Origin of the sequence: Peptoniphilus genitalis, from assembly GCF_023614525.1 — a bacterium.
Taxonomy (GTDB): Bacteria; Bacillota; Clostridia; order Tissierellales; family Peptoniphilaceae; genus Peptoniphilus_A; species Peptoniphilus_A genitalis.
The window spans coordinates 1,032,891-1,049,349 of the sequence record NZ_CP097885.1; the positions used below are offsets into that span (position 1 = coordinate 1,032,891).

The 16,459-nt window shown below is 34.8% G+C and carries 9 protein-coding genes; 8 read left to right on the forward strand and 1 reads right to left on the reverse strand.

Annotation, left to right across the window (positions count from 1 at the left end):
• Positions 1 to 124 precede the first annotated feature (124 nt).
• The gene (locus M9426_RS04910) at positions 125 to 5,935 is read right to left on the reverse strand and encodes an S-layer homology domain-containing protein (RefSeq protein ID WP_250341500.1); all 5,811 of its coding nucleotides are present in this window, start codon (positions 5,933 to 5,935) and stop codon (positions 125 to 127) included.
• A gap of 207 nt (positions 5,936 to 6,142) precedes the next feature.
• Here M9426_RS04910 and M9426_RS04915 point away from each other — a divergent pair, with 207 nt between their 5' ends.
• From M9426_RS04915 to M9426_RS04950, 8 genes are all read left to right on the forward strand, one after another.
• Positions 6,143 to 6,859, forward strand: a complete 717-nt coding sequence (locus M9426_RS04915) for an alpha/beta fold hydrolase (RefSeq protein ID WP_250341501.1) — start codon at positions 6,143 to 6,145, stop codon at positions 6,857 to 6,859.
• Positions 6,856 to 9,375 (forward strand): bifunctional lysylphosphatidylglycerol flippase/synthetase MprF, encoded by a 2,520-nt coding sequence (mprF, locus tag M9426_RS04920; RefSeq protein ID WP_250341502.1) that lies wholly within the window; start codon positions 6,856 to 6,858, stop codon positions 9,373 to 9,375. The genes M9426_RS04915 and mprF overlap by 4 nt, the downstream gene beginning before the upstream one ends.
• A 320-nt stretch (positions 9,376 to 9,695) precedes the next feature.
• Entirely contained in the window at positions 9,696 to 11,057 is a 1,362-nt protein-coding gene (purF, locus tag M9426_RS04925; RefSeq protein WP_005955159.1) for an amidophosphoribosyltransferase, read from the forward strand.
• Positions 11,047 to 14,715: a phosphoribosylformylglycinamidine synthase gene (locus M9426_RS04930; protein ID WP_250341503.1), complete on the forward strand. Its 3,669-nt coding sequence runs from the start codon at positions 11,047 to 11,049 to the stop codon at positions 14,713 to 14,715. Before purF ends, M9426_RS04930 begins: the two co-directional genes overlap by 11 nt.
• 172 nt (positions 14,716 to 14,887) lie before the next feature.
• Positions 14,888 to 15,478, forward strand: a complete 591-nt coding sequence (locus tag M9426_RS04935) for a dCTP deaminase (protein WP_195445140.1) — start codon at positions 14,888 to 14,890, stop codon at positions 15,476 to 15,478.
• Between the two features lie 2 nt (positions 15,479 to 15,480).
• Positions 15,481 to 15,915 (forward strand): hypothetical protein, encoded by a 435-nt coding sequence (locus M9426_RS04940; RefSeq protein WP_195445138.1) that lies wholly within the window; start codon positions 15,481 to 15,483, stop codon positions 15,913 to 15,915.
• A 2-nt stretch (positions 15,916 to 15,917) separates the two neighbouring features.
• Entirely contained in the window at positions 15,918 to 16,151 is a 234-nt protein-coding gene (locus M9426_RS04945) for a DUF1653 domain-containing protein (RefSeq protein ID WP_195445136.1), read from the forward strand.
• 23 nt (positions 16,152 to 16,174) lie between these two features.
• A complete protein-coding gene (locus tag M9426_RS04950) occupies positions 16,175 to 16,450 on the forward strand; it encodes a phosphoribosylformylglycinamidine synthase subunit PurQ (protein WP_250341504.1) in 276 nt (91 codons plus the stop codon).
• Positions 16,451 to 16,459 lie beyond the last annotated feature (9 nt).

Here is a 16,459-nt window from a genome sequence, read left to right on the forward strand (position 1 = left end):
AGGCTTAGGCCTGCTCTTTTTTCTTTGCCATGAAAATGATTGGGATTAGATAAAGTATGAATAAAAAAATAGTGCCAGTTTTATCTGACACTATTAGGAGTAATTACTATATTATTTGTTTTATTTAGAGGTTTGGCTTTTCTATTTGAACTAGCTGATAGCTTTGACCATTTTTTATAGCCTTTAGATAAACATCTTCAAAACCATCTAGTGATATTTTTATAATATCACCTGCTTTTAAATTATAAATACTTATAGATTTTGTAGAGGTCTTATTATAGATTTTAATGTTACCTTTATTTAGATCTACAAAAGTATTATTTTCTAGCTTCTTAACGAGGGCTTTTTCTTCTATTTGGCTTAGCCAGTCACCATTATCTGGGTGATCTTTTTTTAGCCTTATCTTTCTATTTTCAGATTCTGCAAAAATAATTTTTTTAAGTTGAGTGTTTGGCTTAGGATTTTTTCCTTCGCTTGGTTGTACATTATTATTTTCGGAACTTGGATTATTATTTTCTTTAGTTTCAGGATTTTCAATTTGAACTAAGTTGTAGCTTCTTCCAAATTTTTCAGCCTTAACAAAGACGTCCTTATAACCAGGGACAATTATCTTCACTATATCCCCGATATTTATACCTCTAACTCCAAGAGAAGAATTAGTATATACATAGTAGCCTCTTTCTAAAGAATTAGTTGTCGTAAAATTTAGTTTTTCTCCACTAAGATATATAGAAAGAGTAACAGTAGACCCTTTTAGAAGGTTAAGCCAAGTTTTAGTCTCTTCATTATTTCTGTCTATGGCAATTGCCTTATTTTTCTTATCTGTAAGGAGTTTAGGTGTCTTAGCATCCTCTTGTGAAGGCTTGACTTCATCTTTAAACTCAGCAGAAATATTTATTCTTCCGTCCTTAACCATATCCTGTGTAATGACTTTTGATTTTAAGGCATCACTTGATAAAATTTCTGAGCCATCATTTATTTTCCATCCAAGGAAGACTTTACCACTTATACTTGGATCTTCAATCTTGTAGCTTCCAGAATCACTTGTCAAGTCTGCGAAAGTTTTTCCAAGAATTCCCTTTAGATTATCGCTTGAAGAGCCACCCATATTAACTAACACTTCTACTATCACTTGGCTTGGTTTTTTTACAAGCTTATTAACTGCTTCTTCAACTAGTTTTAAATCATGCTTAATATCATCTTCTGTAGCATTATCGAAGTCATATCCTGCAAATCTATTTAAGAAGTTTTCTAAAGTTTTCCTTGAATCTTCTGTGTAAGATTCATCTTTTGTTAGTTTTAAAGCTTCTTCTAGCTTTTTCTCTAGTATTGATGAATCGCCAATTGTTATCAAAGAGTCAAGTGAATTTTGCAAGTCTTTTAAGGCCACTTTTAAAGCTTCCTTATCATTAGAATCTTTTAAGGAGTCTGCTTTTGCTATCTCGGCTTTCAAGGCATCAAAGGATTTTTTTGTAAACTTAGTTTCATCTTTTTCCTTTGCAAGATCAATTTTTTCTTGGAGTTGTTTCTTTAGATTTACAAGTTCCTTATCAACTTTATCCTTTTCGACTATAACAACAAAAGGTGATAGGCTATCTACTTCAAAGCTTACGCTGCCCTTTTCGACAGTTGATGTATAAGTTTTTAAACCATTCTTTGAAAGGTGCTTTATAATAGCCTTTCTTCCATTGTTTTCTTCACCAACAGGCAAGCTTATTTTAAGTTTTCCTTGATAGTCACCAAGTATTTTTATATCAAAGGATTTTACGATTTCATAAAGCTTGTCTTGTGTAGGTTTTAAAGTTTTATAATCCTTTAAAATAGTTTCAGGAACTGTTATTGTAACCTTACCATCCTTTTTAGTGGATTTATCTACAACCACAAGCTTTGCATCTTTCGTAAGTTTTCCTTCTATATTAACATTAGAAGTTTTGTCATCTAATTTACTTTCAATATAATCCTTTTTTGTATTTGAATCTGGTTTATTATTTTGGTCCTTATCTTCAGTAACTTCTTTAGAATTTTCAACCCAAACCTTGTCCCAAGATTCTTCATATCCATCCTTATAAGTGTAATAAGTTTCTGTAACTTCATTTATGATAGGGTAGTTTACAGCTGACATAATTTGCAAGTATGCCCAATGAGATTTTTGAACATCAGAAAATTCTTTTATTTTAGAATTATTTTTCTTTAGGTCATCTAATGTCAAATATCTATTAGATAATTTGTTTAGCATAGTAACTGTTTCCGCTCTAGTGACTTTTCCATCAGGTTTAAAGCTTCCATCTGGATAGCCCTTTATTATTCCATTGGCACTAGCTCTTAATATTGCGGCTTCAAACTCATGACCTGCAATATCATTAAATCTTGGTCCACCTGACTTATCTGCTAGAAGGGGATATAACATTCTAACAAATTCTCCCCTAGTCATAGGGACATCAGGTCTAATGTTGCCATTCTTAGCAAGCAACATTCCCTTAGATATTGTATAGTTGAGAGCTTGGTTGTACCAAGAGTCTTTTGCGTCCTTAAAGTCTGCTTTTAAGTTTGATGCAGTGGCATTTTCTAAGACCCAAAGCATTTGAGCAGCTTCAGCTCTTGTGACAGAACTGTCTGGTTTAAATAATCCATTAGGATAGCCAGCTATAAAAGATTTTTGAGAAGTCTTTTTAGTATGCTTAACTTTTGTTGGCGAATATTTTTTTGTTAGCCTGTATTCATAATGACCTGTGGATTCTATCTTTGGCTTGGCAATATTTTTATTTGATTCTTCCTTAATAGGATCTTTTTCTTCTACAATTGAAGTATTGTTATCAGCAGGTGTATTGTTATTTTCTGTTGATGGATTTTCACTAGGCTTATCTTCAGGCTTTGTGTCATTTAGAAATACAAAGTCAGAGCTTTTTGCTTCAATGCCATTAGCAAGTTCTACAGAGAAAACAATTTTTAAAAGTTTCGTTTCTGGGAAGTCTCTTTTTATATCATTTTCTTTAATATCAATTTCGTATTTGTTATTTGGCACAGAAGTCCTATCTTGATTGTTATTTGGAAGCTTCTTAATGTCATAGTATTTTTCATCTAAAATGTGATCTTCAAATTTTGGAACAGTTGCTCTAGTAGTTGCATCTAAATCTTGTCTTGTTTCATAAGAACTTTTATCAATCCTATAAATTGTAAGCTTAGGATAAGCAGTTTTAGAAAGGTTTTGCAACTCAGAGGAGTAATTTACTTTTCCGTTATTTAATTTTGCATGGAGCCTAGTGTTATCATATTTATTAGCTATAACTTTTTTATCATCTAGATTCATATCCAGTTTGATATTTTTTGTTTGCTCCTCAAACTTATTATTGAAGTAAGAAACAAGTTCCTTCTTTTCTTCATTGTTAAGACTTGCTTTGTTAGCAAGTTCTTTAGCTTTTTTAATTGCTTCTTTGAAAGCATCTATAGTTGAAGAATTTTTACCAATATTTACACCTGCTTGATTTAGGGCAGATTCATTGATTGTAATATCATTAATATAATTTTTTGCAGCATTGACACTTTCATCTGAAATATCTAGCTCTTTTTCAGGAAGATAAGGTCTTTCTTCCTTTTCTCCCTTAAAGGCAACTAATAAATATGGTATTTTTGGGTAGTTACTTGCAACAGCCTTTAAGCTAAGGGGCACATATCCATCAAGCTTAATATCTATTTTATCGTCTACTTTTAATCCGTAGATATATAAGAAGTTTCCATCAACCTTATAGCCCTTTTGTCCAAGAATCTCATCTTGAACAAGATTTAACTTTTCCTCTCCAAGTTTGACCTCTCCTTCGCCCTTAGCTAATTTTTCTAGCCAAGCCTTGGAGTCCTCGCTTCTATTATTGATTTGAGTTGATTTGTTGTGGAAAGAATTAGTAACAAGTTCAACTCTTTTTAGGAATTTGCCTGGTTTTTTATCTTCAAAAACAGGTGGGGTTTCACCCTCAACCTTATCTTTACCATTAGGGTTTATAAGAGTTTTTCCAATTTTTTCATCATCTAACTTTTTAGGAAGAGAGCTATGTCCCCAGAATTCAGGATATTCTTCTGCTATTCTTCCGGTTCCTTTTTTACCATTATGGACACTTCCAACAACATTTTTTGTTATTTCAATGCCATCTTCCTTAGCAAGTGTTTCAATGCTACCATTACCAGCTCTTAGGTAAGCAGACTTTGTTGATATGATTCCATCTCCACAAGCCGCATATCCACCTTCTCCACTTTGACCAGTTCCACCCATAAGGGCAAGACCTCCGTCACCTAGAACTTTACCCTTATTTTTAAGAACAAGAGCATTACCACCACGAGATGTAGTTGCAGTAGTTCCACCACCATATACATAAAGATTTGAATCTTTTAAGACAGTAAGAGATCCACCATCAATTTCCATACCGGTTTGACCTCTATAAGGCAAGCCATTTGCTTCACTTCCTGTTGGAGATTCATCTCCTTTTACAAACACATTTCCCTTTATAAAGGCCTTACCCTTAACAAGGACAACAGGTCTTGTATTTTTTATAGCCTTATTGGCATCTGTCAAATTATTTGTATTTGAATAAATATAAGAGCTTTCCAAAACCGCTCCATCATTTAGGATAATTTGTCCTTGGATAGATGATCCAGAAACAACTTTTGCACCTGAAGACTTTCCAAACTCACCTTGAAAAGTCCCCTTAGGGTCGTAGTTTATCCTAAGCCTACCGCCATTAACTGTTATTCTTCCATAAATTGATGAATCATGAACATTTAGAGTAGCCCCTTTTTTTACAATTATATTTACTCCAGAGAAGACCTTCATATTTACAAGTGTAAGATTAGTTCCTTCTTCTAGGACGAAATTTTGAATAGGAATTCTTTCTTCATCAGGTCTATATTGGAATTTATTTTTATCTGGATTTTCACTTATTGGCAAAATCAATCCTAATTGTCCATAGGTTCCACTTTCATGAGATCCTTGCCATAGATTTATATTCTTGGGAACAGTAAAGGATTGATTAGCTCCCCTATTGTTTTCATTGAAATAACCAATATACCAAGGCTCCTGATTAAATAATACCTTGTTATTTTGAGTTGTTTTAAGCTTTGTATTTACATCCTTCATAACCTTGTCGAGGTAAGTCGATTCTATATCAGAAACAGAGAACCAAGCGGCATTGCTAGTTGCCTTTCTGCCATATATATCAACTAGTTCAACCTTCACAGGATAGTCACCAACATTTTTTGGTTCACCTGCTAGAGTAATAGAAGAGTCTAGAGCGTTAAAGTTAGCTTTCATTCCAGACTTAGGGTCTAAAGTTATTTTTGTTAATCCCTTATCAACTTCTATATCAGATTTGGAAAGCTCTTTCCAAGCTTTTGGATTAGGAGCTTCATTTTCTTCAGTTATTTGACCATAGACTTTTATGTCGGAGTTCTTGTTGTCACTTGCAGCTCCAGTTGATGCACTTACTGCATCATACTTTCTTTGTCCCACAAGAGCACCTTCAAAGTAACCCTCTAACTTTAAGTGAATTTTTCCCTTTGGTGGATGGGCTAAATCTATACTTTCGCATTTACCATCCTTTAGGATAAAATGAAGATCACTTCCGTCATTTAGATTAAGAGTTATTGTGTGTTTGTTCTTAATAGTCTCTATGTAAAGTTTTCCATTTTCAATAGCATAACCCTTTTTCCTAGAAGTCCAACCGATGCTATTCTTTAGCATTTTTTCGTGAGTAAAAACTGTGTCAGTCTTTATTCCTGAAATTTTATCTATGGTCTCCTTTGGCTCGATGGAAAATTCCATATATTTATCCGACGTCTTTTCTAGTTTTAAACTTACTTTTTTGTCATTTGTAGCTTGTGCAAATACACTTATTGAATTGAATAAAAGTGTTAAGCACAAGATAAAAATTACAGATGTTTTTTTTATCATTGTGTCCTCCTTAAATTGATAAATATTATCGATAGATATTTTAGCAAAATTATTTTTTGTAAGCAATAAAGATAAAAGCATCTTAAAAAATCTTTAGATATTTATAATTTGATTCCTTATGACTAATAGAATATATGCTTCTTTTAAGAAAAAATAAGAAAATAGTGGTACAATAGGTCAAGTAGAGAGGGATACTCAGGTGATGGTATGGAAAAATTTATTAGAGTTCGCGACGGCGCGAGGATTTATGTAAAAATTCTTGGAGAGGGCGAGGACCTTCTTCTCCTTCACGGCAACGGCGACGATTCCAATTTTTTTGAAAAGCAAATAAAGGAATTTAAAAAATTTTACAGGGTCATAGCCATGGATACCAGGGGTCATGGAAAGAGCGACAGGTCTAAGGACTTAAACATGGAGGACCTATCTCTTGACGTCCTAGATGTCTTGGACTTTTTAAAAATAGATAAGATAAACCTGCTTGGCTTTTCTGATGGAGCAAATCTTGCCCTAACCTTTGCCAAGAATTTTCCAAATAGGGTGAAAAGACTTATTTTAAATTCTCCCAACAAAGAATTTTCTCAAGTAAAATTAATTCCAAGGCTTTTATCCTATATTTTTTACTACAACCTATTATTTTTATCCAAGATCTTTACAAGTCTTGAATATTATTCCTCTGTCTATTCATTAAATTTTAATAAGTTAAAGATAAAGGACTCGGACTACGAGAAGTTTGACTTCCCAGTTTTAATTTTGGCTGGAGAAAGGGACCTAATTTATCTTGAAAATTTTTATAAAATTGCTAAAAAGATAAAAAAATCTAAGTTATACATTATAAAAAATCACGGCCACAAGGTTGCCAGGTCAAACCCCAAGGAATACAACAGGGTGGTCCTTGATTTTCTAAAAAAAGAGGTTAAGAAATGAAAAATTTAAAAAAAATATTGTCTTGGATAAGGCCTATCTTCCTAGGTGGTGTCATCTTACTTGTTGTCCTTGAATTTACAAAACTAAGGAAGGAGATTTCTCTCCAAGAAATTTCAGCAATCTTTCATCAACTTTCTTTGGTAAAAGTTTTTGCCATGGGTGTCTTGGGTTTTCTTGCCTTCTCTCCCATGATATTTTACGACATCTTGTTAAGTGACTTCTTGAATCTTGACAGAAAAAAATCCTACATAATCAAGAGGTCCATTACAGTTAACTCCTTTAACAACCTAATAGGCTTTGGAGGAGTTATAAATCTTGGCTTAAGGATAAGGTACTACGGACAAGGCAAGGAGGACAAAAACCTTTTAAAGTTTTTAGTTAAATCTCTTCTTTTTGACATAGTAGGACTATCAAGCTTGGCACTCTTGTCCCTTGTTTATACCCTTGTATCAGGAGAGGAAGTCCTCCTCCACTACAGCCCTTGGCTTTTTGGAGCAATCCTCTACTATCCAGTTTTATTTTATGTTTCAAAATTTAAAAATGATGGAGATTTTTCCATTTCAAAAAAATACGCAAGAGATGTGTCCTTGGTTTCCCTTATGGAATGGTCCTGTGCAAGTCTTTTCTTCTATATTATTGGAACTTTTCTTGGGGTAAGACTAAGCCTATTTAAGGTAATAGGAATTTTTGCGATTGGATGTATTCTTGGACTTGCTTCCTTTATACCAGGTGGACTTGGATCCTTTGAACTTGTTGTCTTGGGAGCCATGAAGTCCTTTGGGATTGAGACAGACTTGATTCTATCTTGGCTACTCTTGTATAGACTTTTTTACTACATCCTTCCCTTTATGCTTGGGGCAGTATTTTTTGTTCATGACTTGGGATCTATCTTTGATGAGAAGAATGACAAGATTCCCTCGAGAATTATAAAATCTCTGGGTCTTGATATCTTTTCCCTTATGCTCTATCTTGGCGGGTCCTTTATGATTTTTTCATCTACAATTCCCGACGAGTTGTCAAAGTTTCATTGGCTCAAGAATTTTTCTCCAATAAATGCCAACTTGCTATACCAATTTCCAAGCATAATCTTTGGACTTGCCTTTATTATTTTGGGACGAGCCAAGAGGGAAAGAGTGAAGAGGGCAGGAAGCTTAAGCTTAATCATTTTAAGTCTAGCCCTAGTTTATTCAATCTTTTCAGGCTTTGGCTTAATTGAAATTTTCTACATCTTAATATTAATTTACCTAGGAGTGAAAACTAAAGACGTGGCAACAAGAGAGCAATTTGTTTACTCGCCAGAGGCCCTAACCTTGGACCTTCTTGTCCTTGCCTTCATCTCTCTTGTGACAATTTATTTTATGGCTTTAAACTACAGGCTCACTCCTCTTAACTACAAGGACTTTCTATTGATTCCCTTTGAAAGGTCCTTCCTCAACTTTTTCTTCTTCTTCTTGATTTTGATTTGTATAATGAAGGTCTTGATAGGATATTTAAAGGGAGAAAAAATTAAGTTAGGCGAAGAGCTAGATAGGGACAAGGTCATGAAGATATTATCAGACTACCAGTCTGGACCAGAAGCTCCCCTTGCCCTAGTCGGTGACAAGGAAATTTATTATTATGAAGAGGAAGGTCAGGCAACTTGTGGCATGTCCATTTACACCTACTGGGACAGGATCATTGTCATGGGGTCACCCTTTGGTAAGGAAGAGGACTACAAGAAGCTCCTTGAAAAATTTGTAAAGGAAGCAGACCTCTATGGTTACAAGGCAATTTTTTATGAAGTTGGCGAAGAAGAAACTATTAAGCTCCATGACTTTGGCTTCTCCTTTATAAAGTTTGGAGAAACTGCATCCATTGACCTAGAAGAATTTAGCCTAGAGGGTCGTGACCACAAGTCACAAAGAAATGTAATGTCAAAATTTGAAAAGAACTCTTATAGCTTTGAAGTTGTAAGTGGTCCCTTTGACAAGGACTTCTTAGATACTCTCGAAGAAATTTCCAATGACTGGCTTGGAGGAAGAAGGGAAAAGGGATTTTCTCTTGGCTATTTCGACAGGGATTACCTGGGACTTTGTGACATGGCAATAGTAAAAGATGAAGATGGAAAGATCCTTGCCTTTGCAAATATTATGCCCAACCCTGGAGATACTTGGGCAACCATTGACCTCATGAGGTATTACAGAGAGGGAACTCCCAACAGCATTATGGAATATTTATTTTTAAATCTCTTCCTATACTTTAAGGACAAGGGAAAAAAATATTTTGCAATGGGCATGGCGCCACTCTCCAATGTCGGCATCAATAGCAACAGTTTTGTGGAAGAAAAGATTGCTTACTTGGTTTATAAGTTTGGCTACAAGTTTTACTCCTTTGAAGGTCTTAGGGCCTACAAGGAAAAGTTCAAGCCAATCTGGCAGCCAATTTATCTTTCCTACCCAAAGAAGTCTTGGCTTCTTTACACAATGATTGCCATCTTCATGGTAGATAGCTTGGCAGCAAAGAAGAAGGATGAATAAAGTTCTCTGTTGAAACTCATAAGAGAAAATTTGTTAAGACATAAAAAACATTTAATTGATAAAAATTTAAAATTTAAAAGCTATTTCCACATTATAAAAATTTTATGATATAATTAATTCATTACATTATGGAGGTTATTAGCCATGTTATCATGTCCTATGAATTCAAAATTTTTTATGGATAAAGCTCACGGCCGTATAGACTCTATATTTGCGACTAATTTTTTAATAGGTATTTTTGGCTCATCTTTTTGATGAGCTTTTTTAATTGGAGGAAGAATGGAAGATTTTTATTTTAGGAAGAACGAGGTGGCAGAATAATGTGTGGCGTTATAGGAATCTACTCACAAAATGATGTGAGTAAAAAATTATTTTACGGACTCAATTCCCTTCAACATAGGGGACAAGAAGCATCAGGTATTTGTGTATTTAATGGAGAGGACATGATATTAGACAAGGGTATGGGACTTGTCTATGACAACTTTGATGATGAAAGCTTCTTGAAGCTAAAGGGAAATGTTGGGATTGGTCACGTTCGTTATGCAACAGCAGGCGGATCCTATAGGTACAACTCACAACCCCTACTTGCCTTTTCAAAGAACAGAGAGTTTGCTCTTGCTCACAATGGAAACCTTGTGAACCATCAATCAATTAGGGATGAGCTTGAAGAAGAAGGCATGCTTTTTCAAACTGCAATCGACACAGAAGTTATCCTTTCACTAGTTGCTAAATATTACAAGGGCGACATTGTAGAAGCAGTTAAGAAGACCATGGCAAGAATCAAGGGAGCCTACAGCGTTGTAATGCTTTTTGAGGACAAGCTAATTGCCTTTAGGGACCCAAATGGTTTTAGACCACTTCTTATTGGCAGGGCAAAAAATGGAGAAGTAATAATTGCTTCTGAAAATGCTCCTCTTGAAATAATTGGAACTGATGCCATAAGAAATGTTGAACCTTCAGAAATTATTGTTGTAGATAAGAAGGGAATCCACTCAGACTTTTTTGAAAAAGCTGAAAAGAAACACTGCATCTTTGAGTATGTTTACTTTGCAAGAACTGATGCCACTTTAGACGGAGTTAACTCCTACAACTTTAGGAGAAGGTGTGGAGAAATCTTATCGAGAGAAGCTCCTGTTGAGGCAGACCTTGTAATTGCAGTTCCAGACTCTGGTACCCCAGCTGCCATGGGTTATGCACAAGAATCTGGTATTCCTTTTGCAGAAGGTCTTGTTAAAAACAGGTACATGGGAAGGACCTTTATCAAACCAACTGCTGAAGAAAGAGAACTTTCTGTAAAATTAAAACTTAACCCTCTTGAAACTGTTTTAAAGGGAAAGAGAATTATCCTAGTTGATGACTCCATTGTAAGAGGAACAACTTCCAAAAATCTCATCAAGAGGATGAAGAAGGCTGGAGCCAAGGAAGTCCACATGAGGATAGTTTCTCCTCCAGTAAAATTCCCTTGTTATTATGGAATTAACACACCTTCCAGACAAAAACTTATTGCTGCAAACTATTCTGTAGAAGAAATGCGAAAGAAGATTGGAGCAGATTCCCTTGCCTTTATATCCATGGAGGGAATGTTAAATGCTACTTTGATGAAAGAAAATAAATTCTGCGAAGCTTGCTTTAATGGAACTTACGCAGTGGAGCCAAAGGAGTTAGTTCAAGATGAAAAATAATGTTAAGAGAATTTATATCTGCAAGAAAAATGAATTTGACCACCAATCAAAGGCCCTAAGAGAAGAAATTAAAAACTCTCTTGGAATCGAAACTACTTATATAAAGACCTACAGGAGATACGACGTAGACATAAAAGATGAAAGCTTAGAAAAAACTTTGGCCAGCGTTTTTTATGAAGCTCCAGTAGAAGAAGTTTATTATGAAGACTACAAAAAATTAGAAGAGTCCTTTGAAAATCCTATTGGAATCCAATACCAAGCAGGACAATTTGACAACAGGGAAGAGGGACTTATCCAAACTCTTGCCCTTTTCACTGATGAAAAGCTAAGAGCCAAGGTCACAGAAGTTTATGACATTGGAGGAGTAAGCCAAGCTGACCTTGAAAAGATTAAGGCCTTCTTGATTAACCCAGTTGACTCTCAAGAAGTTGATGTATATAAGGAAACTGAACTTAGGGAAGATGCAAAGGAAAATCACGAAAATCTAGTTTATGATGGCTTCAATAAACTTGACAAGGATGGACTTATTAAATTTGTTGAAGAAAAGTCTCTTGCCATGAGTCCAGAAGACTTAGAGGTATTGCAAGACTACTTCAAGTCAGAAAACAGGGACCCCAATGAAACTGAAGTGGCAATAATTGATACTTATTGGTCTGACCACTGTAGGCACACAACTTTTAACACAGAACTTGACGTTGACTTTAACGTAGTGACTGAACTTGACAAGGAAATCAAGAGAGTTTTTTACGACTACCTAAAGATGAGAGAAGAGCTTGGAGTTAAAAAGCCAGTTACCCTAATGGGACTTGGCACAATTTTATCCAAGGAACTTAGAAAAAATGGAAAACTAGATGACCTAGAAGTTTCATCTGAAATAAATGCCTGCTCTGTAAAGATTAAGGTAAAGGTAGAAGTTGATGGCAAGATAGAAGACCGCGACTATCTACTTATGTTTAAGAACGAAACCCACAACCACCCAACAGAAATTGAACCTGTTGGCGGTGCCTCAACTTGTCTTGGTGGTGCCATAAGAGATCCACTTTCTGGTAGGTCCTATGTTTACCAAGCTATGAGGGTAACTGGAGCAGGAGATCCTTTCACTCCAATTGAAAAAACTCTTGAAGGAAAATTACCACAAAAGAAAATTGTCACAGAAGCAGCACTTGGCTACTCTTCTTATGGTAACCAAGTTGGAGTTGCAACTGGACTTGTTGACGAATTATACCACCCAGGCTATGTGGCAAAGAGGATGGAAACTGGTGCAGTTATAGCAGCTTGTCCTCTTGAAAATGTAAAGAGAATAGAACCTACTGAAGGAGATGTAGTTATTCTTCTTGGTGGAAGAACTGGTAGAGATGGAATTGGTGGAGCAACTGGCTCATCAAAGTCTCACAATGTTTCTTCTATTGAAACAGAATCTGCCCAAGTGCAAAAGGGTAACGCTCCAGAAGAAAGAAAGATTCAAAGACTATTTAGAAATCCAAAAGCAGCAAAGTTAATCAAAAAGTGTAACGACTTTGGTGCAGGTGGAGTTTCCGTTGCCATTGGCGAGCTTGCAGACTCCATCGAAGTAAAACTTGACAAGGTTCCACTAAAGTACATGGGACTAAAGCCAAGAGAAATTGCAATTTCAGAATCTCAAGAGAGAATGGCAGTTGTTATAGACAAAGACGACGTAGACAAATTTATGGAACTTGCTGACAAGGAAAATCTTGAAGCTACCTTAGTTGCTAGGGTAACTGGTGACAATAGATTAAAGATGTACTACAAGGACGAACTTATCTGCGACATGAGTTACGACTTTGTAAACCAAACTGGTGCCAAGAGATTTGAAGAAGTTGAAGTTGTAAGCGAAGATCTTCCAAAATTCTTAAATAAGAAGGATGGACTAGAAGATCTTGAAAAATATTTACAAGACTTAAACATAACTTCTAAGAAGAATATGATTGAGCTCTTTGACTCATCAGTAGGAGCATCAACAGTTTTGCAACCTCTTGGAGGTAAAAAACAAAATACACCAGCCCAAGTTATGGCAGCCCTTATCCCAACAGATGATGGCGAATCGAGAACAGCTTCAGTCATGTCTTACGGCTTTAATCCAAAATTATCTGAAGAATCACAATTTCTTGGCGGCTACTATGCAGTAGTTGAATCTATTGCAAAACTTGTGGCAGCAGGTGCACCACTTGAAGGCATTAGACTTTCCTTCCAAGAATTTTATGAAAAGATGGACAACAAGAAGTCATGGTCAAAGCCACTTAAGTCACTTCTTGGAGCCCTAAAGGCATCAAGATTCTTTGACGCACCACCAATTGGGGGCAAGGACTCCATGAGTGGAAGCTTCGAGGACATAAATGTTCCACCAACATTAATTTCCTTTGCAGTAAATATTGTTGATGCGAAAAACATCATCAGCCCAGAATTTAAGGGCAAGGGTAAACTTGGACTTATAAGAACAAAGAGAGATGACATTGGAGCCCTTGACCTAGACATGGCAAAAGAAAACTTCCTAAGCCTACAAAAAGAAATTGAGGCAGGAAATGTAATTTCTGCTGCAGCTATAACTCATAAGGGTAGCCTTCCACAAATTTTTGAAATGGCAATAGACAATGTGGGCTTTGATATAAAATTAGATGACCTATACTCACCACTTTATGGATCCTTTATAGTTGAGTACCTAGAAGATAGGGACTTCATAGAAAAACTTGGTGAATTCACAGAAGATGAAATGATTGTCAATGGAGAAAAATTAGATATAGAAAAACTATCTAAGGCATATCTAACTACAATGGATAAAATCTTCAAGCCACTTGACTCACATAAACTTGAAAAGATTGACCAAGCTAAGGCTCCAAAGAGAAGGATGAAGTCTAAGAAGCCAGTTGATGAAGTTAAGGTTGTTATCCCAGCCTTCCCTGGCACAAACTCAGAATACGACACAGCAAGAGCCTTTGAAAGAGCTGGGGCAAAACCAGAAGTTGTAATCTTTAGGAACAAGGACGACAAGGCTCTTCAAGAATCTATAGAGGAATTGGCAGAAAAAATTTCCAAGGCACAAATTCTTGCAATACCTGGAGGCTTCTCACTAGGAGATGAACCAGGTGGATCTGGTAAATTTATTGCCAATGTAATTAGGTCTGAAAAAGTTAAGAAGGCAATCGAAACACTATTAGATGACAACGACGGACTGATCCTTGGAATTTGTAACGGCTTCCAAGCTCTAGTTAAGACAGGACTTCTTCCTTATGGCAAGATCAAAGACCTTGAAGAAGATGATTCAACTCTAACATACAACACTTGCTCAAGACACATTGCAAGAGTTGTAGACACAGTAGTAATGTCAAACAATTCACCATGGCTTGCTAAACTTGACGAAGGCAAAACTTACAAGGTTCCAATTTCTCACGGAGAAGGAAGATTCATTGCAAGTGAAGAAGCTATCAAGGAAATCTTAGACAAGGAACAAGTTGCGCTTTGCTACGCAGATGCACCAAATGGCTCAGCATTAAATGTTGAAGCACTTATGTCAGAAGACGGAAAAATCCTTGGCAAGATGGGCCACAGCGAAAGATTTATAGAAAATACTTTCAAGAACATCAGAGACATGGAACTTGAAGACATCTTCACAGCAGGAGTAGAATTCTTTAAGGCAGACTAAGTTAGTAAAAATATAAAAAAATTTTGGGCTACATTTGTAGTCCACAAATAATTTATATTTACTAAAAATTTGTGTAAGTTTATGAGATTTTATTAATATTTCTGTTTTAGCTTAATTTAATTGTAATTTATATGTCTAAGTTGTATACTAAAACAAAATAGGGATGGTGAAAATGATTTTAGTAGATAACGATATACGAAAATATAAAAATATTATTGTTCCTTTTGACGAAGAAAGTTTGCAAAGTGAATCTTATGATTTACACATAGGTGAAAAAATTTATGTATTAAAAAATGATGTTCAAACTATTGATTTAAGAGATAATGATATTTTAAAAAACTTGTATGAAGAAAAAGAACTAAGTGATTTTGGATATAGTATAGGACCAAACGAGTTTATTCTTGCATCTTTAAAAGAAAAGGTGGATATTCCGAATGGTGTAAGTGCACATATAATGCCTCGAACAAGATATATTAGAGCTGGGGTATATGTATCTGCTCAACATATCAATTCAACTTACTCAGGTAGATTGAGAATAGGTATTTATAACTTGCAAAATAGACCATTAAGAATATATCCAGACTTAGGAATTTGTCAAATTGTTTTTGAAAAACTTAATGAATTACCATCTGATAATAAATTATATAAAAATAAAATTGATGCAATTTATCATAATGAAGATATTAAATTTATTGGTCCTTTTTCTGATGAAGAAGATGATAAAATAGATAAAATTGTTGAAAAAATAAAAGATGGTAATTAATAATGGGAAAAGAATTGGACAAACTTATTGATTTAGCTATATCTAACAGCCAAGAATATAGCAAGCTAGATGCTAAGACCAAAGATTTAGTCGAGGAAAAATTGAAATCTGAAATTTTAGCAGAAATTAAACAAGAAGTTTCTAGTAAGGCAATTAAGGATGCTAAGAGTAGATTAGATGAAGAAAGAGCTATGAATAAATTAAGAGATTATAAAGAACTCACTGTTATAGGTATTGTTTTAGCTTTTCTTATAGGTCTTTCTGTAAATCAAGTTAGTGATTTTATAGGGTATATAAAAAATATAGGCAAATTAATTGATAAAGAACCTTGGGTTAGTGTAACCTTTGCTCTAATAATAATTGGTATTTGCATAGGTATTATTAATTTTGGAATCTTTAAAGAAATTAATAATCTATCAAAAAATAAAAAGGTGTAGTTATGAATAGGCAAATTTTTATAAATAGGACTTATAGACATTTTAAAGGTAATTACTATGAGGTTCTTAATATTGCAACACATAGCGAAACAGGAGAGTTATTTGTAGTATATAAAGCGTTGTATGGAGACTTTAAAATTTATGTTAGACCATTCGATATGTTTATATCTAAAGTGGACAAAGTTAAATATCCTGAAGCCAAACAAGTCTATAGATTTGAATTAGTATTAGAATAATATGGATATAAATTATTAGTAAATTGTGTTTCGTAGTTAATAGTGTAAAATATATACTTTTTGCAAATAATATTAGTAAAATAAAGGAAATTTTTGGAAACGAACAAGTTGCACTTTGCTACGCAGATGCACCAAACGGCTCAGCATTAAATGTTGAAGCACTTATGTCAGAAGACGGAAAAATCCTTGGCAAGATGGGCCACAGCGAAAGATTTGTAGAAAATACATTCAAGAACATCAGAGACATGGAACTTGAAGACATCTTCACAGCAGGAGTAGAATTCTTTAAGGCAGACTAATTAAAAATA

Bases quoted from the DNA above. Each gene is read 5' to 3' on its own strand.
- M9426_RS04940 (WP_195445138.1), top strand. From the start codon at position 15,481: ATGGGAAAAGAATTGGACAAACTTATTGATTTAGCTATATCTAACAGC.
- M9426_RS04935 (WP_195445140.1), top strand. From the start codon at position 14,888: ATGATTTTAGTAGATAACGATATACGAAAATATAAAAATATTATTGTT.
- M9426_RS04945 (WP_195445136.1), top strand. From the start codon at position 15,918: ATGAATAGGCAAATTTTTATAAATAGGACTTATAGACATTTTAAAGGT.
- M9426_RS04930 (WP_250341503.1), top strand. From the start codon at position 11,047: ATGAAAAATAATGTTAAGAGAATTTATATCTGCAAGAAAAATGAATTT.
- M9426_RS04915 (WP_250341501.1), top strand. From the start codon at position 6,143: ATGGAAAAATTTATTAGAGTTCGCGACGGCGCGAGGATTTATGTAAAA.
- mprF (WP_250341502.1), top strand. From the start codon at position 6,856: ATGAAAAATTTAAAAAAAATATTGTCTTGGATAAGGCCTATCTTCCTA.
- M9426_RS04910 (WP_250341500.1), bottom strand. From the start codon at position 5,935: ATGATAAAAAAAACATCTGTAATTTTTATCTTGTGCTTAACACTTTTA.
- purF (WP_005955159.1), top strand. From the start codon at position 9,696: ATGTGTGGCGTTATAGGAATCTACTCACAAAATGATGTGAGTAAAAAA.